This is a genomic window from Mycolicibacterium sp. XJ870 (assembly GCF_053483975.1).
In genome coordinates this window covers 1-20,677 of the sequence record NZ_JBEFTI010000002.1, presented here as the reverse complement: position 1 = coordinate 20,677, position 20,677 = coordinate 1, and the positions used below count along the sequence as shown (strand labels likewise).

The following is a 20,677-nucleotide window of genomic DNA, read 5'->3' as shown; positions in this document are numbered from 1 at the left end:
GGATTGTGTGCCCAACAACCTGAAGCGGATCAAGGCGGGCTAGAACAGGTCGCCGGCGCCGACCGCATCGCAGCACTGACCGGGGTACGGGCCGTCGCTGCGCTGACGGTGATGGGCACCCACGCTGCCTACGGCACCGGGCTGCTCACCCAGGGCTATCTCGGGTTGATGAGTGCACGCCTGGAGATCGGCGTCGCGATCTTCTTCGTGCTGTCGGGCCTGTTGCTGTTCCGCCCGTGGGTGCAGGCGGCAGCCGACGGTGGCGCTGCACCCAGCGCGCGGCGGTACGCGCGAAATCGGTTCCGCCGCATCATGCCTGCATACGTCGTGACCGTCCTGCTGGTCTTCGGCATCTACGAACTGCATCCCGTGGAGCCCAATCCCGGCCACACCTGGACCGGACTGTGGCGCAACCTCACGCTGACGCAGATTTACAGCAACGACTACTTCACGAGCTACCTGCACCAGGGCCTGTCCCAGATGTGGAGCTTGGCGGTGGAGGTGGCGTTCTATGCGGTGCTTCCGGTGCTGGCCTATCTGCTGCTGGTGGTGCTGTGTCGACGACGTTTTCGCCCGGTGCTGCTGCTTGTCGGGCTGTCCGCGCTGGCGGCGGTGAGCCCGCTGTGGCTCGTGCTGATGCACGCCGGCTGGCTACCGGTGGGAGCCGGGTCGTGGCTGCCGCACTATCTGGTCTGGTTCGTCGGCGGCATGATGCTGGCGGTGCTGGCCGCCATGGGTGTGCGCTGCTATGCGTTGGCGGTCCTGCCGCTGGCCCTGGCCTGCTATCTGGTGGTGTCCACGCCGATCGCCGGGACGGTCACAGCGCCGGCCCTGGACCTGTCCGCAGACCTGTCCAAGACGATCCTCTACGCGCTGATCGCCACGCTCGTGGTGGCGCCGCTGGCGCTGGGCGACACAGGCTCCTACCGGCGGCTGATGGGCAGCAGGCCGATGGTGTGGCTGGGGGAGATCTCCTACGAGATCTTCCTGCTGCACGTGGTCGTGATGGCCCTGGTCATGGAGTTCGTGCTGGGCTGGAACGTCTACACCGGATCGGCGACGGTGCTGTTCATGGCGACGTTGGTGGCCACGGTTCCGCCGGCCTGGCTGTTGCACCGGTTGACCCGGCCGCGGGGCTAGCTCCGGCCCGCCCCGGCGGGGGTACCGCGGCACCTGGCTCGCCGGGGGGGTTGGCGGTGGTTCGGCCGTAATCCTGTTGTGGGGAAAGCAGATCGGCGTAATCGCCGTACTGGGCTGGTTGCGCGACGGGCTGTGCCGTGGCCTGCGCGGCGGCCGGTGCCTGGCCGTACGCCTGGCCCTGCGCCTGCTCGTAGACACCGCGCTGCGACGCACCCTGCTGACCGTAGTAATGCTGGACGGCTTGGTTGTAGTAGTCCAGGTAGGCCTCATATCCGGCTGTGGCAGTGGCCCCGGTCGGTTTCGGTGCGAGCATGAGCGCCGCGATCGCGACGACGGCCTGCAGGCCGCCCAGCACGACGATGAGGGTCAGTGCCCAGCCCCCGGGGGCGGTCACGGCGTTCGACAATCCGTCGAGGAAGCCTATGGCGGCCAGGACGGCGATCACGCCCGGGTGGGGTGTTTGTTTGGGCAGCAGGCCGATAGCGGCTGTCAGGGCGGCCAGTGCGGCGAACCGGACGTACCAGCCGAGGCCGTCGCCGTCCGGTCCGAAGCTCACGCAGTAGCAGGCCACCCCGAGCACCACCACCGCGACGTACAGATTCCGGTGCGCTGAATTGACCACGCTCGCTCCTATCGATCAGTCGGTGCTGTTGGCGGACGACTTCAGGTAACGCATCTCGTCGTCGGTGGCGACCATGGTGACGACCGCCGAGCCGGCCGCCGTGCTGACTTTGACGGTGTCGTGCTCGAGCGAGATCAAGTCGAGGACGACGTCGGCCTGTGCCGATGCCTGCGTGTACGGCGGCGCGACGACCATCGCGGTCACCCCGACCCGAACCGATTGTTCGGGAACACCGTCGAACATTTCGACGGTGTAATTGCGCTCTGAACCGGCCTGCAGCGCACGCCGATTGAAATCGGCGACCCACAGCAGGTCGTTGCGCCCGACAACTTCGACCATGCTGCGCCAGGCCGCCGGACGTCGGCTGTGCACCAGCACCCGGGCACCCAGCGCCAGCGACCGCAACACCACCTGCTGAGCCAGGTGCAGGGTGCCCGAGATCTCCACTCGGCGGATCTGGGGGCCGAACACGGGAAGCGCGACCGCCCGTCCTTGTTCGTCCGCGCCGATCACCTGACCGCAGCCCGAAGCAGGCACTGCCAGCTCGTGAAGCGACGAGTCGCGCGGGCCTGACGCCCAATGCTCGATCTGCCGTCGTGGATCCGTCGGAATCGGCAGTGTGGAGGCAAGCGCGGAGAACTGGCGGCCGCGCAGTGGCGTGAGCCCGCGCAGTGCGGTGGGTACCCGGATCTCACTGTCGAAGCGGACAAGTCCCCGCACCTTGATCCGATCCGGTTCGGCGCCCTCCCGCAGCGACAGGCACAACGTCGTGGAGTAACTCGGCACCGTCCACAACAGCCCGAGGCCCGGCGTGGTCAGCATGTCTGGCTGCACGGCGAAGGTGGACAGCCGAAAGTTCCCTTCCCGGCAGTCCTCCCAGGTTTCCTCGACAGTGGCCAGGTTGACCCCGTCGCTCAGTTGGTTGGTGGCCGCCGCCACGGCGCTCGCGGTGAGAAACTGCGGTTGCAGGCCCGCTTCGGCCAGCCGATTGGCAACTCGCCGGGTGGCGGTGGTGGCGGTGCGCAGGATGCCGTCGCGCCCGCCGCCGCGTCGCCGCACCGCCTCGGCGCAGCGCGCGGGATTGAACCGCACGGCGATCCACACGGTGCGCTGCGCGATCGCAGGCAATGGCCCCAACACGGAGTCGTAGACCGCGGCGACATCGGTGTGACCGTACGACCGGGCGCCCTGGCTGATGATGTCGATGGACTCCAGCGTGATGTCGAACTGGCGCAAGCAGTCCAACAGGGCTCCCACCGGCACCATTTCGCCGGACACCGTCACACCCGGTTCGAGCACCGTCAATGCCCGCGGGTTCTCGTCGATCTTGAGCAGCGACAGCAACGTAGTGCCGTTCCACCGGAATCCGATCTGCTGACCGTCGGATGTCGGCACGTCGAACGGATCGGCGGGCAGCGTCCTGGTCGGCCGTCGTCGGTCGCGGAAAAAACTCCACCGCAGCGCCACCGAGCGCGGCACCGTCGTACCACCGGCCAGCGGGAGGACCAGCACCAGCGCAGAGACCAGACCCACTGCGGCACCCTGCCAGCCTGGTCTGTCCAGCCACAACGCGACAACGATCCCGGCGACCGCGAGGACCTCCAGCGCAATCACGTCGACCAGCGGGATGACCCGCGAGTTGTTTGCTGCTAAAGGCAATGGGCACACCGCATTTCAGTAGCCGCGTCCAGGATGCACTGTTGTCGTGGTATCGACGTGCTATACCCTACGGGCATGCCAGCGCAAGTTACCACCCGCGCGCAGGTCAACGGCTACCGCTTTCTCATTCGCCGTCTCGAACACGCACTCATCCGTGGCGACTCGCGGATGATTCACGACCCGATGCGCGGCCAGATGCGCGCGTTGATCGTGGGAGTGGTGATCGCCGTCCTGATCACCGGGGCGGCCGGGGTGTTGGCGTTCTTCAAACCGGCGCCCAATATCGGTGATGCGCAGATTGTGCTGAGCAAGTCCAGCGGTGCGCCGTTCGTGCGGATCGGTGACCGGGTGCATCCCGTGCTCAATCTGGCCTCGGCGCGGTTGATCGTCGGTAAGAACGACAGCCCCAAGGAGGTCGACGAGAAATTCCTCGATGCGTTGCCGCGCGGACCGATGGTCGGCATCGTCGGTGCGCCCGTGAGCATCAATAGCGGGGACGACATGGCGACGTCGTCGTGGACGATCTGCGACGGCCTGGTCATGCCCGGCGTCACGGAAACCACGGGTACGGCCAGCCTGCAGACCACAGTGCTGGCCAACGATCCGACGCTCGACAGCGGAATCCGTCCGGTCGAACCCGCCGAGGCGATTCTCACGGAAGCCGGCGGGATCACCTATCTGGTGTACCGCGGAGTGCGGGCCCCGATCGACGTGTCAGATCCGGTCTTGGTCAACGGTCTTCACCTGCAGGGTGCCCAGACCCGTCCGATGTCATTGGCCCTGCTCAATTCGTTTCCGCTGGTCGATCCGATCACTCCGGTGATGATCGAGGGTTCGGGAGAAACCAGCCAGGTGCTTGGGCCCGACCATCCGGTCGGCTCCATCGTCGAGTCCGTCGATTCGCGGGGTGAACAGCTCTATGTGGTGCTGCGCGAGGGGCTGCAGCCCATCTCGCAAGCCACAGCCGACATCATCCGATACAGCGAATCCGGCGGAGTGGCAAGCGGGCAACCGAGCGAGATCCCCCCGGGCGTGCTGGCCGAGGTTCCGACAGTGCACCGGTTGTCGGTCGACCACTATCCGTCGGAGCCGCCGCGCATCGTGTCGCCGAATCCCGACCGGGTGGTGTGTATGGGTTGGCAGCGGTCGAACACCGACGCGGAGGCCGACGTACGGCTGCTGGTGGGCCACCGGTTGCCTACGGCTGACGGGGCCCAGTTGGTACGGCTGGCCAGTGCCGACGGAAGTGGGCCGGGCGTGGACTCGGTGTATCTGACACCAGGTGCAGGCGAGTACGTGCAGGCCACCGGCGGCGACCCCGACAGCCGGTCGACTGGACAGCTTTTCTACGTCTCCGATACCGGCGTGCGGTACCACATCAAGGATCTGCCGACGGCCGATGCGCTCGGCGTCACGGGTGTCAAAGTTCCCGACGGGCCGACCAACGCTCCGCAGTGGGCGCCATGGCCGGTGTTGTCGCTGTTGCCGCCCGGGCCGAACCTGTCGCAGGAGGCAGCGCTGGTCGCCCATGACGGCATGGCGGCGGACCCGGATGCCGCCCCGGTTTCAGCCGGCTAGCTGCTGTCAGAGACGCAACTCACGGAAGAACGCGTAGACCCGGATGATCCAGAAGCACAGCGGGAAAAGTGATCCGACCGCGATGTATTCGAGTATCTCGACCTGACGCCGTACCACGGGTGAGAATTCGCGGCGTGGCGCCACCAGCCCGCAGGCCAGTACGAGAACCAGTAGGGCGACCAGCGCGACCATGGTGCGGATCTGCCAGTGCTCGATATTCATCGCGGTCTTGACGATCACCACGACCGCGATCGTCAGCCCGCTACCGATGAGCGTCGCCGACTGCACCAAGTCGTGGTGGCCGCGCCCGCGCAGGCACAGTACCGTGGCCACCATGACCGCGAAAAGGGTTCCCTGCCAGTAAAATCCGTTGCTGACGTCCGTCGTCAGGTAGCAGCCGACGGCGGCGACGAGCGCGGCGGCGACCAGGATTCCGGTGAGATACTGGTTGCCCCGCCGAACCCGTTGGATCAGGTCCTCCTCGGTGGGGATGATCTGTTTGCCGATCGCGTTGACACCTTCGACAGTGGTTCCGCCTTGGGTCTCGATGTCGTCGAGCGGTTCGCCTGCTGTCGGCACCCGCGGGATCGGCAGCTTCGACAACACGATCGTCACCCGCGGAGCCAGGTAGACCACGATTACGGCGACCGTGGCGAGCAAAGCGCCCACTGTCCGGACCGGCACCTGCCACAGCAACATAGCCGTCGCGCTGAAGCCGCCGAACGCACCCACCGTGATGATCGCGGTGTGCACAGCGTGACCCGTACCTGAAATGAGGAGCACCAGCAGCGAACTGAGCGCGGTGATGGCAAACGCCATCGGCAGTGAGGTCATCCCATGGCCGTCGGGTACGAGGTAGAGCGAGCCCGCGAACACCAGCGGCATCGATACCGCGGTGATCCAGGCTGAGGTCGCCGCCGGCGCTGCCCGGTGTGCGACCAGGCAGGCGCACAGCATGCCCAGAGCGCCCAGAGCGAGCGCCGCAGCGGGCACCACAGGGCTGTGGGCCCAGCGAGACAGTGTCCCGGCCAACGTGACGGTGGCGGCCAGAGCGGCACCGAAGCAGGCCAACGTGGCCGCGTTGTCGGCGAGCCAGGTGCGCACCGGTCGCTGCTGTTCGGTCGCCTGGGTGTCGTCGACGTCGTCGAACAGCAGTGGGCTGACCGGCTGGGCGGCCGCACGGATCATCAGCAAGTCGCCGTCATAGATCCCTGACTCGGCCAGTGAGTGGTTCGGGTCGACCGGGTCGCCACCCAATGGGGCCAACGTCCACTGCCCGTCGGTGGCATCGAACTGCTCGTGTGCCGCCACCTGCTCGTTTGCGATATCGATGACAGCGGCGATGTATTGAGCGATGCTGACGTGGGCCGGTAGCCCGACATCGATGTTCAGCCCTCCGACCACCAGGGTCAGCCGGCTCAGCTCCGGTTCGGATTCGGCTTCGGGATCAAGTTCGGACGGAAGTTCTGACAACGATGGCGGTAAAGTCACAACCCGGTCGGCCTCCTGCGCAATGGGATTGCTCGGCGGTCCACAATAACCGGGACGATACCCAGCCGCTTTCAGCTGCGCAGTCTCCGAGGGGTAAACGTTGAGTACGCAGGGTTTTGTACGCCGCCTGCGGGTGGCGCCGCCGCGAATGCCGGGCGGGGAGGTCAACCTGGCGCCGCCGCCAGAGGTTCCCCGGGCGATCCCGGGAAACCTGTTCATGAAGCTGATGCCCTTTGTGATGCTGGTTGCCGTCATCGGCATGATCGCGTTGATGATCACGGTCGGCGGCCGTGACATGGCCAGAAACCCGATGTTCCTGCTCTTCCCGATGATGATGCTGATGTCGATGGTCGGCATGTTCATGGGCGGCGGGGCGCGTACCGGCAAAGCCGCTGCCGAACTCAACGAGGAACGCAAGGACTACTTCAGCTATTTGGCGAATCTTCGCGAGGAGGCCGACGCCACCGGCGAGGAACAACGCACGGCGTTGGAGTGGAGCCATCCTGATCCGCGTGCGCTGGCCGATGTGGTCGGGACCCGCCGCATGTGGGAACGCCGGCCCACCGACGCGGATTACTGCCATGTGCGCGTCGGTATCGGGACGCACCGCTTGGCGACTCGGTTGCTGGCTCCCGAGACCGGTCCACCCGAGGATCTGGAACCGGTGTCGACGGTGGCGCTGCGCCGGTTCGTCAAGACCCATTCGGTGGTGCACGCGCTACCGACGGCGGTGTCGATGCGCGCCTTCCCGACCATCACCTTCGAAGGGGAGCGCAAGCTCGCGCAGCAGCTGGTGCGCTCGATGGTGTTGGAGCTGTGCACCTTTCACGGGCCCGACCATGTCCAGGTCGCGGTCGTCACAGCCAACCCCGACGGCGAGAACTGGAGCTGGGCCAAGTGGCTGCCGCACGCCCAGCATTCGGTGACCCGGGACGGGATGGGTTCGATGCGGCTGCTGTTTCCCACACTGGAGCTGATGGAGACCGCGCTCACGGCGGAGTTGGCCGAACGCGGCCGGTTCACCCGCAACGCGCAACCGACGCAGGGGCTGAAACAGCTCGTCGTGGTGCTCGACGACGGATTCGTCACCGGTGACGAACAGTTGATCACCGATGCAGGCATGGATAGCGTGACGCTGCTCGACCTGAATGGGCCCCGCGACGGTGCGACGGCGCGCCGCAGCCTGCAACTGGTGGTGGACGGCGACGACGTCGCCGCGCGCACCGCGGTGGGCATCGAACGGTTCGCCACCCCGGACACCATCACGATCGCCGAAGCTGAGACCACCGCCCGGCGGATCGGGCGCTTCCGTCCGGCGAACGCCGCTCACATCGTCAGTCTGGAGTCCGACTCGAGAGCCGTGGACCCCGGATTGATGGCGTTGTTGAAGATTCCCGACGCCGCAGGCATCATGCCCGAGCAGGTGTGGCGGCAGCGATCGCCACGGGAGCGGCTGCGGGTGCCGATCGGCGTGACCCCGAACGGTCAACCCATCGAACTCGACATCAAGGAGTCGGCCGAGGGTGGGATGGGGCCGCACGGACTGTGTATCGGTGCTACGGGCTCGGGTAAGTCGGAGTTTCTGCGCACCTTGGTGTTGTCGATGATCACGTCGCACTCGCCGGAGTCGCTCAACCTGGTGTTGGTCGACTTCAAGGGCGGGGCAACGTTTCTCGGCCTCGAAGGCATCGCGCACATCGCGGCGATCATCACCAACCTCGAAGACGAACTGACGATGGTGGACCGGATGCGTGACGCACTGGCCGGTGAGATGAACCGTCGCCAGGAGTTGCTGCGCTCCGCCGGAAACTTCTCGAACGTCAGCGAGTACGAACGTGCCCGGGCCGGAGGCGCCGATCTCGAGCCACTGCCCGCGCTGTTCATCGTGGTAGACGAGTTCTCCGAGTTGCTCTCTCAGAAACCGGATTTCGCGGAGCTGTTCGTGATGATCGGTCGGCTGGGTCGATCCCTGCACATGCACCTGCTGTTGGCCTCGCAGCGGCTGGAAGAGGGCAAGTTGCGGGGGCTGGACTCACACCTGTCCTACCGGATCGGCCTGAAGACGTTCTCGGCCGGCGAGTCGCGCAGCGTGCTCGGCGTGCCCGACGCCTACCACCTCCCCAGCGTGCCGGGCTCGGCCTTCCTGAAATGCGATGCCTCGGAGCCGATCCGGTTCAACGCGTGTTATGTGTCAGGGGATTACGTCAAACCGCAGGTATCGGCGCGGACCGGACGCGTCACCCAACTCGGCGCGTTGGCGCCAAAGCTGTTCACCGCCACACCCGTCAAGAAGGACCCGGCGCCGGCGAAAGCGGCGTTACCGGCCGACGCTCCGGTGGTTGAGCCCGAGCGGGCCGCGTCGGGGCCCGCCAAGACCACGTTGCTCGGCATGGTGGTGAGCCGGTTGCGGGGACACGGCAGGCCCGCGCACGAGGTGTGGCTGCCGCCGCTCGACGACAGCCCCGCCGTCAACGAGCTTTTGCCGGAGACGGATTGGAGTGCCCAACAAAACGTCAACGGGCGACTGTGGATGCCGATGGGCGTGGTGGACCGACCCTACGACCAGCGCCGCGACGTACTCATGGTCGACCTGTCCGGCGCCCAGGGCAACGTGGCGGTGGTCGGGGGGCCGCAGTCGGGCAAGTCGACGACGCTGCGGACGTTGATGATGGCTGCCGCGGCCACACACACTCCCGAACAAGTGCAGTTCTACTGCCTCGACTTCGGCGGCGGCACCCTGTCGAGCATGGCGAAACTACCGCACGTCGGCGGGGTGGCCGGCCGAATGGACGCCGATGCCATCCGGCGCACGGTCGCCGAGGTGGCAGGCGTGCTGCGAGCCCGCGAACAACTGTTCCGCGACCTCGGCATCGAATCCATGCGCGACTTCCGGCAGCGCAAGGCCCGACTGGCTACCCTGCCGCCGGCCGAGGCTGCCCGAGATCCGTTGAGTCAAGACAAGTTCGGTGATGTGGTGCTGGTCGTCGACGGGTGGGCCTCGATCAAGAGCGACTTCGAATCGCTCGACCCGGTACTGCAGTCGCTGGCGATTCAGGGTCTGTCCTACGGTGTGCACCTTGCGATTTCCGCGTCGCGGTGGATGGAGATCCGCCCCGCAGTCAAGGACATGCTGGGCACCCGGATCGAACTGCGCCTCGGCGACCCCATCGACAGCGAGGTGGCGCGCCGGTCCGCCGAGTTGGTGCCGATCGGGCGCCCCGGCCGCGGTATCAATCCAGAGCGGCTGCATATTCTGATCGGGTTGCCTCGACTCGACTCCAGCTCGACGGTGGAGGACCTGCCTGCCGGGGTGGCCGGCGCGGTCGAGGCGGTGCGCGCCCACTACGACGGCCGCGAAGCGCCGCGGGTGCGGATGCTGCCGCACGATGTGGATCGCGCCGAGGTGGTGCGGGTGGCGCGCGAGGCCGGGCAGCTGAGCAAGGCCCGCATCGCCATCGGGATCAACGAGGACGAACTGGCGCCCGTGGTACTGGATTTCGATACCCAACCACATCTGGTGGCCTTCGCCGACACCGAGTGCGGCAAGACCGGTCTGCTGCGCAACATCGCCGCCGGGGTGATGGAGAACGCCACCCCCGTGGAGGCCAAGCTCATCCTCGTCGACTTCCGCCGCTCGATGTTGGGCGTCGTTCCCGACGAGTATCTGGGCGGCTATGCCACCGCTCCGCAGTCGTGTACGGATTTGATGACAGCGTTGGCCGGTGCGCTCAAAGACCGGCTGCCGCCAAACGACATCACCCAGCAGCAACTCAAGGAACGGTCGTGGTGGTCGGGACCCGACCTGTTCGTGATGATCGACGACTACGACCTGATCCCGGGCGGGTCACTGAGCCATCCGCTCGGCCCGCTGGTGGAGTATCTGCCGCAGGCCCGAGACATCGGTTTACGCGTCGTGATCACCCGACGCAGCGGCGGTGCCGGACGCGCGATGATGGACCCGATCATCGGGCGTCTGAAAGACCTGTCCTGCAACGGCTTGGTGATGAGCGGTGGCAAGGAGGAGGGCGGATTGTTCGGCGGAATCAAGGCCACCGCGATGCCGCCGGGCCGCGGCACACTGGTCTCCCGCACCACTCGCAGCGGCGTCGTCCAGCTGTCCAGGATGCCTGACCTGTGACGGGGGTCGAGGAACTCCGCGAGGTGCGGGTGGTGTCCGCGGCGCCCGAGACGATCAGGGTGTCGGTGGTGGGCGGTCGGACGCAACTGGATGTGGCGCTGCCCGCCGACGTTCCCGTGGCGGCGTTCCTGCCGGAGTTGGCGCGGTTGGTCAAGTCCCGCGACACCGGGCGCGGCGACGACGCGGCCGATCGCGACGAACGCCGGACGTTCTGGGTACTCCGTCGGAGCGACCGCGCCGCCGCGGTGCTGGAACCCGATCGGACCTTACGCGCGGCCGGTGTGGAAAACGGTGAGCTGCTGCATCTCTCGGCTCGTCGCGCGTTGTCTCCACCCACCCTCTACGACGACGTGGTCGATGCAGCCGCCCGGCTCAACCGAGCGGCATACGCCGCGTGGAACGCCACGTCGGCGGGGATGATGGCCTTCGCCGGGTTGTGGTTGTGCTGCGCGGTGTGGGTGCTTTTCCTACTGGCCGACGAGCTTTCGCCGTACCGTGCGATGGCCGTTACCGGTGCGGTGCTGACGACGGCCGCGTTGGTTGCCGGTGCGGCAATCGCGCGCGGATTGCTGGACCGGGCGGATATCGCCGCTGCGACCGGTCCGCCTGTGATCGTGCTGAGCGCCACGCTGAGTTGGGTGCTGGCCGCGGGCTACGGCGTGCTCGGCCTCGCTGTGGGGTGTGCGGTGCTGTTGGGGCTGATCGCGCTCTATTACCGCCTCATCCGCGCAGGGCATTGGGCTTACGTCACGGCGGCGGTGGTTCTGGTCTTCGGTGTTCTGGCCTTTTCCGGCCGGGCACTGGGCGGACGTGTCGACGTGGTGGCCACGGTTGCGGCGACGGCCGCGGTGTTGGCGTGCCTGGCAGTGCCCGTGCTCACCGCTGGGCTTGACCAGTTCCCATCGCCGACTGTGCGCTCGAGTGCGGCCCGCAAGGACGATCCGTTCTCCGCAGCGGAAGCCGAGCCGCTCAGCCCGATGCCGAGCGCCGAACAGGTCTGGGCCAGGGTGCACTCGGCGGTGCTGACCCGGGTCGGCCTGCTGGCCGGTTCGGGCTTGGTTGTTCTGGTCGGGGCCGCGGTGTTGGCCCGAGTCGATTCAGGTTGGCCGGCTTTCGCCTTCGCCTTGGCCTGTGCTGCGGTGCTGGCATTGCGCAGCCGTCGGGCGTCCACCTGGCCGGAACGTGCCGCGCTTGCGGTCCCCGGGCTCGCGCTGGTGTTGACCACCTGCATGCAGGCGCAATCCGGGGTGCGGCCCCTGCAGTTCGCCGGGGTGGGTGTGCTGGCGGTGCTCGCGGCGGCGGCCGTACTGACCGGCGTGTTCTGCACCGTCAGCCGTCGGCCCGACCGCGTACGGACCGTTGCTTCTTATCTGGAATATGTGGCCGTGGCGGCGGTCATACCGCTGGCTCTTTGGCCGCTCGGCGTGTACGAACGGCTGGGCCTGTAGTGATCGCTCGGCGTTGCGCGGCGCTGGCGGGTGTGGTGTTGACGATGGCGGTGGCCGGTCTGGGAGCCCCGCCTGCCGGTGCCGTCACACCACCCGTGGTGGAACCCGGCCCGCCACCTGTCGGGCCGGTCGGGCCGACGGAGCCGACCGAGCAGAAGACGATCTGCGGGATACCCACCGGAGTGCTGCCGGGAACCGACTTCGCGAAGCAGAGCAGTGCCGAGGCAATGCTGGAATACCGCCGGGCATGGCGCTTTTCGCGTGGGGCGGGACAGAAGGTGGCGGTGATCGACACCGGCGTGAACCGGCATCCGCGGCTACCTGCGTTGGAGGCCGGCGGCGACTACGTGTCGAACACCGACGGGCTGGTCGACTGCGACGCGCACGGCACGCTGGTGGCCGGGATCATCGCGGCGACGCCTGCCGACGGTGACAGCTTCGCCGGCGTGGCTCCGGAAGCCACGATCCTGTCGATCCGCCAGAACAGCGGCGCCTACAGCGTGGCAGGAACGAGCAGCGGCCAGAACGAGGACCCCAACGCGACGTCGATCGGCTATGGCAACACCCAGACCCTCGCCCTGGCCATCGCGCGGGCAGTCGACCTCGGCGCCACAGTCATCAATTTGTCCGAAGTAGCCTGCGCTCCTGTGGCGGCGGGATTGGACGATCGGGCGCTCGGCCGCGCCGTGCGATACGCGTTCGAACGAAATGTCGTCGTTGTGGCCGCGGCGGGCAACTTCAACGAGCAGAGCATGTGCAAGGCACAGAACATCATGGGTGACCCGAACCAACCACTGGACAGCGGCTGGGACAGCGTCAGCACCATTGCCAGCCCGGCCTGGTTCGACGACTACGTCTTGACCGTCGGCGCGGTGACCACCTCGGGCGCGCCGGCTGACTTCAGCTTGCACGGACCGTGGCTGGGAGTGGCGGCCCCCGGCGAACGGATCACGTCGTTGGATGCCGGTGGACCCGGCCTCAGCAATGCACAACTCGGCCAGCAGGGTCTGGCCCCGCTCAACGGGACCAGCTTCGCCGCGCCGTTCGTATCGGGCGTGGTGGCGCTGATTCGATCGCGATTCCCCAACATGACCGCCGGTGATGTCAAGGCGTTGGTGGAGCGGACGGCCCGCACGCCCGGCAACGGGCCCAACCAGGCCACCGGCTACGGCGTGGTGGATCCGGTCGCGGCGCTGACACACCAACTCCCGCCGGTCCGCGACGACCGGGACGTCACCACTGGGACACCGATCAGCGGTCCACCGCCACCGGACCCGGGTAACGTGCGGGCGCGCAGGATCGTATTCAGCGTCACCGCCGCCAGTCTCGTGTTGATGGCGGCGGCGGTGGCGGTAGCCGCGGCCCGACGGCGTACCAAGTGAGCGGTACGTACGATCGGGAGCGAAGTCAGCGCAGATCGCGAGGGGAATGATGCCGGACGAGATGCCGCCGATTGGCGAGCCTGCGTCGCTCGACGACTTGGAGCCTGGTCAACTCGACGAGGTGGAGGCGCGCGCGGCCGCTCTGCTGGAACAGATCGCGGCGCACCGGTCCGCCCGGCAGAACCACGTCGCGCCACCGGAGGAGCCCGACCAACACGACGACGCGACGGAGGTCTTGTCGGTAGATCCGCCCGCGGAGCCGCCGCCGCAGGCACCGGCCCGTCGCCTCGCTCCGCCACCCTGGCAGCTGCACAGCACGATCGGATCCAGGGAGTTCGCCGAGCGATTCTCCCAGGATGATCCGGCGCCCGACGTCCCGGCGCCTCCGGCAGCACCGCCGGAGGCGCCCGCACCGCCGGAATCGCCACCACCCGCGAGGCCACTGCCGCCGCCGCCACCTCCGCCACCAATGCCGCCACCGGGCTGGCTGCCGCCACCTCCGTCCGGGTGGGTACCTCCGCCACCGTCGCCGGATTGGCAGCCTGCCGACGCCCCGCCTCCACGGCCCGGGCAGTACTCGCCGGTGCCGTCGCTCGATGACGCCGGAATACTGAACCGTTCGCGCGCTGCGCCGCAATCCGGATGGCGTCGCGCTGTGCATCGCGCCAGCGCCGGACGGGTCAACCCGGGTGAGTCACGCAGGGACCGCGAGAGGGAAGACCTGCTGGCCCAGATTCGCCAGCCCATTGCCGGCGACTTCCGTATCGCCGTGCTCTCGATCAAGGGCGGTGTCGGGAAGACCACCACCACACTGGGGCTGGGGTCTGCCTTGGCGATGATGCGCAGCGACCGCGTCATCGCAGTGGATGCCAACCCGGATCGGGGGACGCTGGCCGAACGCGTGCGGGACACCTCGAGCCAGTCCACGGTGCGCGATCTGCTGTCGGATCCCGGTATCGAGCGGTACGCCGACGTGCGCAGCCATACCCGCATGGCGGGCAGCCGCCTGGAAGTGCTGGCCAGCGAGCAGGAACCCGCGGTTTCGGAAGTGTTCGGTGAGTCGGATTACCGGCGCACAGTCGATATCCTGCGGCATTACTACAACATCATCCTCACCGACTGCGGCACCGGAATCATGCATTCCGCGATGGCAGGCGTGCTGGATCTTGCGCACACCATCGTGCTGGTCAGTTCGCCGGCGATCGATGCGGCGCGCAGTGCGTCGGCGACCTTGGATTGGCTGATGCAGCATGGCCACTCGGCTCTGGTCCGCGATGCGCACGTGGTGCTCAGCGCGTCGCGGCCGGGTTCGGTGAAGCTGAAACTGGAGAAGGTCTACGAGCATTTCGAAGCGCGATGCCGCTCGGTGCACATGATTCCGTTCGATCCGCATCTGGCCGAGGGGGCCGACGTCGACTTCGATTTGCTGAACCCGGACACGTTGCAGGCGTATCTGGAATTGGCCGGCGCCGTGTCGGAGAAGTTCCCCAGGTTGAACGGCGGCCGCCACCGGGCGTGACGCGCACCGGGGCAAAGTATTTGTGCAGTGGTCGAGAGCGTGTGAGCTATCGGTTTGACTGGAGACCTCTCCAGGAAGCCCGGGCTATCGACGGTTTGACGGCAAATCACCACGCGGACGACATTGCGACAATGGCAATTTCGCGGAGCATTGTCGTGCGATCGCTCAAATGTGGGAAACCCTAATCAGATTCGCCCAAGGCCATGGCAGTGCCTTTGAGAATCTGGAAGACTATGCCGATCCCGGTTTCGGATGGTCGCATCGGCCTGCTGCGGTGAGGGTGAGGTGAGGCAGATCAACAACGATGGACTGCGGCACCAGATGACCGAGGTGCTTGCCCTGGTCTCTGAACAGATGGCCGATATTCAGGCGGTCCAGCGGGAGCAAGCTCAGCTGACCGCGGCCGCTGAGGCGGCCGACGGTTTGGTCGAGGTGACTGTCGACGCACAAGGGCATGTCATCGAGACCGTGATCGACGAGTCATATCTCGATGAGTACGAACTCGAAGAACTCGGCGGCCATGTCACGTCGGCCGCACAGTCCGCGGCGCAACTCGTAGCGGAGCGCGCGGCCGCCTTGTTGGTTCCGATCGGCGAACGGCGCGCGATGTTGCCCGCACTCTCGGACATTGTCGACGGGGCACCCGATCTACGCGACCTGACCAGAGCGGTATTCGGCCACGATGAAGCGGCCGAGGTTGTGCCGAGTCCGGAGGACGACGGTCACGGCGAATCTGCATTCCCCACCGTGAGGAGCTGACCGATGGCTGACGAGTTCGGTGTCGCACCGTCCGACCTGCGAGCGACCTCGAAGCACCTCAACGATGTCAGCACCAGGATGAAAGGCGTGTTGTCCACGCTGCAAGCCAATCTGGCGGCCGAGGGCGCCGCCTGGGGTGACGACAAGATGGGTGATGGGTTCGCCAAAGGCGACGCGGGGCATCTGGCCCAACGGGATTGGGTCGATGGCTCTGTGGTGGTGAAGACCGATCTGCTCGATTACTACTCGGACGGATTGACGACTGCCGCAAATTCATTCGAGCAAAACGATCAGGCGTAGGGCCAACACCACGGGGTGGCCGGCCGGTTAAGGTCACGGCCACACCGAGTCGCTTATGGACATCCAGATCCCACCCGAACTCCAATGGGTGTCATACCTCGCGGGCGGTGAGTGGCCGCAAGGCAGCGAGACCCGCACCCGCCGAATGGGCGAGCACTATCAGGCTGCGGCCGAACAGCTCCAAGACCTCATCCCGGAACTGAACCGGGTGCGCGGAGAGACACTGTCGGTTCTGTTCGGCGACACCGCCGATGCCGCGGAGAAGCAGTTCGCCATGCTGTTCGACGGCGACTATGCCGTGGACAGACTGGCCGACGGCATCTCCGCAATGGGCGAGGGCGCAACCAACTTCGGCACCGAGATCGAATACAGCAAGCTGTCGATCATTGTCGGATTGGCACTGGCAGCCATTGAAATATCGTGGTGTCTCGCTAATGCCGCGCCCACGTATGGGGCATCGACCGCACTGATACCGGTCATTGAAACGACCACCGTCATGACGATCCGCCAGATCGTGATGATCGCACTGCGGCGACTCCTCGCCAAAATGCGCGACCTGCTGAGCAGGACGATGATGAACCGGCTGTTCCGGAAGGAGATGCTGCTCGCCACAGTGCGGGAGGCGAGGCAGGAACTCGCCCAGGGGTTGACGCAAGAGGGGATCGTTCAGGGCATCCAAGCCAACAACGGGCATGCCGATTACCGGTGGGACCGGTTCCAAACGACCGCGATCGCCTCGACAGTCGGAGGTGGCGCCGGTGGCGCCTCCGCCCTGCCGGTCGGCGCTGCCCTGGGTCCCGCGCGCAACAGACTCACAGCCGCAACCAAGGGCGCGACCGTCATGTTCACCGCCGGGGTGGTCGGCAACGTCGCCGGAACCATGTCCGTCGGTGGCGAATTCGATACCTTGGCGATCCTCGCGGGGGCGACCACTACCAGCATCGGCGGCCTCAAAGGCGCTGGACTGTCATCACCGAACCCGCAGAACAACCAGGCGACGCCACTGTCTGAGCCCGGGCCTACCGCGCCTACCGGAGAACTGGCCGGGCTCGACCCGGATGGTCCGTCCGATCTCGACACCGGGCCCAAACCCGATGCCGACAGTGAAACCACCCCCGCGGACGACGCGACCGGCAGTACGGCGGCACCGCCCGTCGCCCCGAAGGCCGCACCGTCGAATACCGTCAACGGTCCGGCGAAAAATGCTGTGGCACAGCATGATCAGTCGTCATCCAAACAGAGTTCCGCAGCCAAGTCAGCCACTGAGAACGAGGCAGCCGACCAACATACCGCCGAGGACGAAACCGCGGGCACGGATTCCGTCCAGTCGCAGGCCGATGATGACGCACACGCGACCGGCGGCACTCACACAACCGACACCGCTGCCAACGACCAGACGGCCGAACCGGCCACCAGTGACGATCAAGCCCAGCAGGACCCCGAAACCGACACCGCGACAAACCAGAACGCGCAGCTGTCCGAGCAGCATGCTGCAACTTCGGATCCGATGCCGGTCGCGCAGACGGCGGAGTCTCCGGTGGCGACCGATGTCACGCAAACCACTGATGCCACCCAGGCCACCGATGCGGTACAGGCTGAGCCTGTTCAGACCGAGACCACCCAGATCGATCCTGTTCAGGCCGAGGCTGCTCAATCTGACCCTGTTCATGCCGATACCGCGGCTCCTGCCCCACCGGCCGGGCCAACGGCTACCACGTCGCAGAGCCCCGCCACGCCGACGGCCGGCGGCCGGACCGAGACGCCACCGGCGGCTCCCGTCGCCAAGGCCTCTACTCCCGGTGTCCGCGAAGAGGTTTCGAAGCCGCCAGCACCCTCTGCACAGTCCGAAAGGTCGACGCCGACACCATCGTCGACCAGTTCCGACGCGGCCGGCGTACCGGCCGCGCGGGTTCAGGACGCAGCCGCACCGGCCAACCAGACCAACGCGGCGAAGGCTGAACAGAACCCGACAGTCGACGAGCGCACCGAGATAACCGACGAGCGGAGCGAGATCTCCGACGATTGTGCGGACCGCGTCGCGCAGGCGTTGTCGGACAGATATGGGCGTCCGGTCCGGCTCGTGCCGTTCACGTCGGCGCGCGGCAGGCCCGGCATCCAATTGTTCGAGGCCACTGGTTCCGCGGCCCAGTTCGCGTCCTACGCCGATGTGAACAACGTGCTCGGGCAGATGGCTCCCGGTTCATCGGCCGTCCTGGTATCCGCGTGGTCGGGCGGCCAGGATCAAGGTGGTCACGCCTACCTCGCGGTCAACGACGATGGGCAGCTCTTCCTTGAGGACCCGACAACCGGGCGTCGTACACCATGGCCGCCCGGCTGGGGACAAGACGCCGTATTACGCACTGCTGTGGGCTATCTCGATCCGCAAGGGCGAGCTGTCGACTCGTTTCAGGGACGCCCGCAACAGTTGGTCGCGGCCGCTGCCGTCGGCGATGTGCAGGGTCATCCGCCGCAGGGCGATCCGACTCCGGATGGAACCAACGACGGCGACAACTCGCCGGGCGAGCGGTGGCGCAGCGTAGTGCCGCAGAGCATGGTGGCAGACTCCGCCCTGGCGCGGCGTATTCCGCCGGTTCAGATCGACGGATTGCGCAATCCGCTGGGCATGATGGAGGCGGCCGATGCCCGGGCGCGCAGCAATGCCGCGTGGTGGTCACAGCTGACGGGCGCCGAGCAGCTCGCACTGATCGAGGCCTACCCGCAGCACATCGGCAACGCCGAGGGCATTCCGGCGTCGGCCCGGCACAGGGCCAACACCATCTCATTGAGCGAGAGCCGAAGCCAGCTGCAGTCGTTGCGGGACAGTGGCCATCGGCTCAGCCGCAGTCAGAGCAAGCTGCTGGCCCGCCTCGATCAGATCGATGCGGCGCTTACCCGAGCCGGGCAGCTGGCACAGCAGTCCGATCTCGGTGGTCCACTGCTTCTGTCGTTCGACCACACCGCATTCGGTGGGGACGGCCGCGCGGTGGTCAGTTTCGGCGCCGACCCCTACCGAGCGGATTCGGTGTCCTGGCATGTGCCGGGCCAGGGCATCACGATCGACCAGCTGGGCGCCTTCATGGGCGATGCGCTCAACCACCTGCAGTCCACCACGCAGGAGAACCCGGATGTCAGCGCCGCCTCGATCGCATGGATCGGTTACGACACCCCGAGCGGTCTGAGTAGTTGGCGCGCAGCCGGTCACACGTTGGCCCGCGAGGGCGGCGCGATCCTGTACAGCGATATCCGCGCCTTCAACGCCGCCCGCGACACCTTGGCCGACGACGGCAGTCATTTCAGTGGAAACCACGTGTTCGCCCACTCCTACGGCACCACGGCCACAAGCTATGCGGGCCGCGACGGGCGACTGGCCAACGATGTCCGCACCATCTCGCTGATCGGGTCGCCCGGCACCGGTCCGGTGCGCGCGGCTGCCGATTTCGGTATCGGCGACAACGTCTTCGTCGCCTCCTCGTCGCGGGATCCGTTCACCGCACTCGGTGGTCGTAACCCCGGATCGGCCGGCCGCATCTTCGGCCTCGGTCTCGGCGTCGATCCGGCCATGAATAGCTTTGGTGGCCAACGTGTCACCGCTGAGTTCTCCTCGGATATGGACCGGGCGCGCAGCCGGGGGACCCACAATTCCTACTACCGGTACGCCGACCGCAACGGCGGGGTGCGCAGCGAATCGCTGGCCAACTTCGGCCGGATCGCCGCCGGGCACGCCGATCGGATCGACACGGACCCGCATCGGACGGTCGACCGGCAGCCGCGGCGATACTTCGGTACTCGCGAAGCCACGGTGGAGCCCGCGGAGGGCAGGCCGCTGCGGCTCGAGGGCGAGACCAGGCTCCAGGGTGACCGCGAAACCCGTCGTCCGTGGAATCCGCGCTGGCAGTCCGAGGTTCAGGCCGCGACCGATTCGGAACTCGACCCCCGGACGCCACGTGAGATCGCCAATGAAGCGCTGGATGAGCGGGGCATCAGCGCCAAGGACATCATGAGCCCCGCCGATCACCGAGTGTCGGTGGATCGCGCGGTGGACCGGGCGCGGGCGAATGCGCACTGGTGGGCCGGGTTGTCCGAGGCTCAGCAGCAGGCGTTGATTGAGACGCACCCATTCGAGGTGGGCAACGCCGAGGGCATTCCGCCGATGGCGCGCCACCAGGCGAACTCGATCATGCTGGAGCGCAACGCGGCCCGGCGGGACCTGTGGGTGTCCCAGCGCGACAACGGGATCGCCCTCAACGAAGCGCAGGAAAAGTTCGTCAAGCTGATGGACGACATCGAGTCCGCGCTGCGCACGGCCGAGCGGAATGCGATCCAGCATGGCATCGGCGGACCCTACCTGTTGGCGCTGGATCCGGATTCTTTCGGTGGGGTGGGACGCGCGATCGTCAGCTTCGGTGCTGATCCGTATACCGCGCAGTCGGTGTCCTGGTATGTGCCGGGGATGACGACCACGATCGAGAGAATCGGGACGATCATGCGGCGCGGGTTCAACCAGCTGCGCTCGACGCTGCAGGAGGACCCGAATCTGTCGGCGGCCTCGATCGCCTATCTCGGCTACCAACCCCCGGGCAGTTGGGATCCGCGGGTCGGTTTCCAACGGATGGCGCAGAACGGTGGGCAGATCTTCGCCAG

11 protein-coding genes and 1 pseudogene are annotated in these 20,677 nt (G+C 66.8%); 9 read left to right on the top strand and 3 right to left on the bottom strand.

The genetic code is table 11. The annotated features are described in order from the left end of the window. Positions 1-3 precede the first annotated feature (3 nt). Positions 4-1,140, top strand: a complete 1,137-nt coding sequence (locus tag ABQF30_RS11435) for an acyltransferase family protein (RefSeq protein ID WP_448463662.1) — start codon at positions 4-6, stop codon at positions 1,138-1,140. Here the strand turns inward: ABQF30_RS11435 and ABQF30_RS11430 are convergent. Together ABQF30_RS11430 and eccE are read right to left on the bottom strand one after the other, a co-directional pair. Beyond that, positions 1,070-1,762: a DUF5336 domain-containing protein gene (locus ABQF30_RS11430; RefSeq protein ID WP_448463660.1), complete on the bottom strand. Its 693-nt coding sequence runs from the start codon at positions 1,760-1,762 to the stop codon at positions 1,070-1,072. The genes ABQF30_RS11435 and ABQF30_RS11430 overlap by 71 nt on opposite strands. Before the next feature lie 15 nt (positions 1,763-1,777). Continuing rightward, on the bottom strand, positions 1,778-3,421 hold the full coding sequence (gene eccE, locus ABQF30_RS11425) for a type VII secretion protein EccE (protein ID WP_448463658.1): 1,644 nt from the start codon (positions 3,419-3,421) through the stop codon (positions 1,778-1,780). Between the two features lie 75 nt (positions 3,422-3,496). On the opposite strand from eccE, the gene eccB reads away from it, so the two are divergent. After that, a complete protein-coding gene (gene eccB, locus ABQF30_RS11420; protein WP_448463656.1) occupies positions 3,497-4,999 on the top strand; it encodes a type VII secretion protein EccB in 1,503 nt (500 codons plus the stop codon). A 6-nt stretch (positions 5,000-5,005) separates the two neighbouring features. Here the strand turns inward: eccB and eccD (ABQF30_RS11415) are convergent, their stop codons facing one another. Further along, the gene (gene eccD / locus ABQF30_RS11415) at positions 5,006-6,490 is read right to left on the bottom strand and encodes a type VII secretion integral membrane protein EccD (RefSeq protein ID WP_448463654.1); all 1,485 of its coding nucleotides are present in this window, start codon (positions 6,488-6,490) and stop codon (positions 5,006-5,008) included. Positions 6,491-6,590: 100 nt separating this feature from the next. Here eccD (ABQF30_RS11415) and eccCa point away from each other — a divergent pair, with 100 nt between their 5' ends. From eccCa to ABQF30_RS11380, 7 genes and pseudogenes are all read left to right on the top strand, one after another. Then, positions 6,591-10,628 (top strand): type VII secretion protein EccCa, encoded by a 4,038-nt coding sequence (eccCa, locus tag ABQF30_RS11410; RefSeq protein WP_448463652.1) that lies wholly within the window; start codon positions 6,591-6,593, stop codon positions 10,626-10,628. Then, positions 10,625-12,076, top strand: coding sequence for a type VII secretion integral membrane protein EccD (gene eccD / locus ABQF30_RS11405; RefSeq protein WP_448463650.1), 1,452 nt, complete (start codon positions 10,625-10,627; stop codon positions 12,074-12,076). The genes eccCa and eccD (ABQF30_RS11405) overlap by 4 nt, the downstream gene beginning before the upstream one ends. A gap of 44 nt (positions 12,077-12,120) precedes the next feature. Next, complete coding sequence (mycP, locus tag ABQF30_RS11400; protein ID WP_448464932.1) at positions 12,121-13,458, top strand: type VII secretion-associated serine protease mycosin; 1,338 nt, start codon at positions 12,121-12,123, stop codon at positions 13,456-13,458. Between the two features lie 361 nt (positions 13,459-13,819). Next, positions 13,820-14,977, top strand: a pseudogene (locus ABQF30_RS11395) (MinD/ParA family ATP-binding protein); the annotation flags it as partial. A gap of 285 nt (positions 14,978-15,262) precedes the next feature. After that, positions 15,263-15,736: a YbaB/EbfC family nucleoid-associated protein gene (locus ABQF30_RS11390; protein WP_448463648.1), complete on the top strand. Its 474-nt coding sequence runs from the start codon at positions 15,263-15,265 to the stop codon at positions 15,734-15,736. A gap of 3 nt (positions 15,737-15,739) precedes the next feature. Next, a complete protein-coding gene (locus ABQF30_RS11385) occupies positions 15,740-16,036 on the top strand; it encodes a hypothetical protein (RefSeq protein ID WP_448463646.1) in 297 nt (98 codons plus the stop codon). A 55-nt stretch (positions 16,037-16,091) separates the two neighbouring features. Beyond that, on the top strand, positions 16,092-20,677 hold a 4,586-nt coding region (locus tag ABQF30_RS11380; RefSeq protein ID WP_448463644.1), incomplete at its 3' end, for an alpha/beta hydrolase.

Excerpts from the sequence above, each read along its gene's own strand:
- ABQF30_RS11385 (WP_448463646.1), top strand. The coding sequence starts at position 15,740 with ATGGCTGACGAGTTCGGTGTCGCACCGTCCGACCTGCGAGCGACCTCG.
- eccB (WP_448463656.1), top strand. The coding sequence starts at position 3,497 with ATGCCAGCGCAAGTTACCACCCGCGCGCAGGTCAACGGCTACCGCTTT.
- mycP (WP_448464932.1), top strand. The coding sequence starts at position 12,121 with ATGGCGGTGGCCGGTCTGGGAGCCCCGCCTGCCGGTGCCGTCACACCA.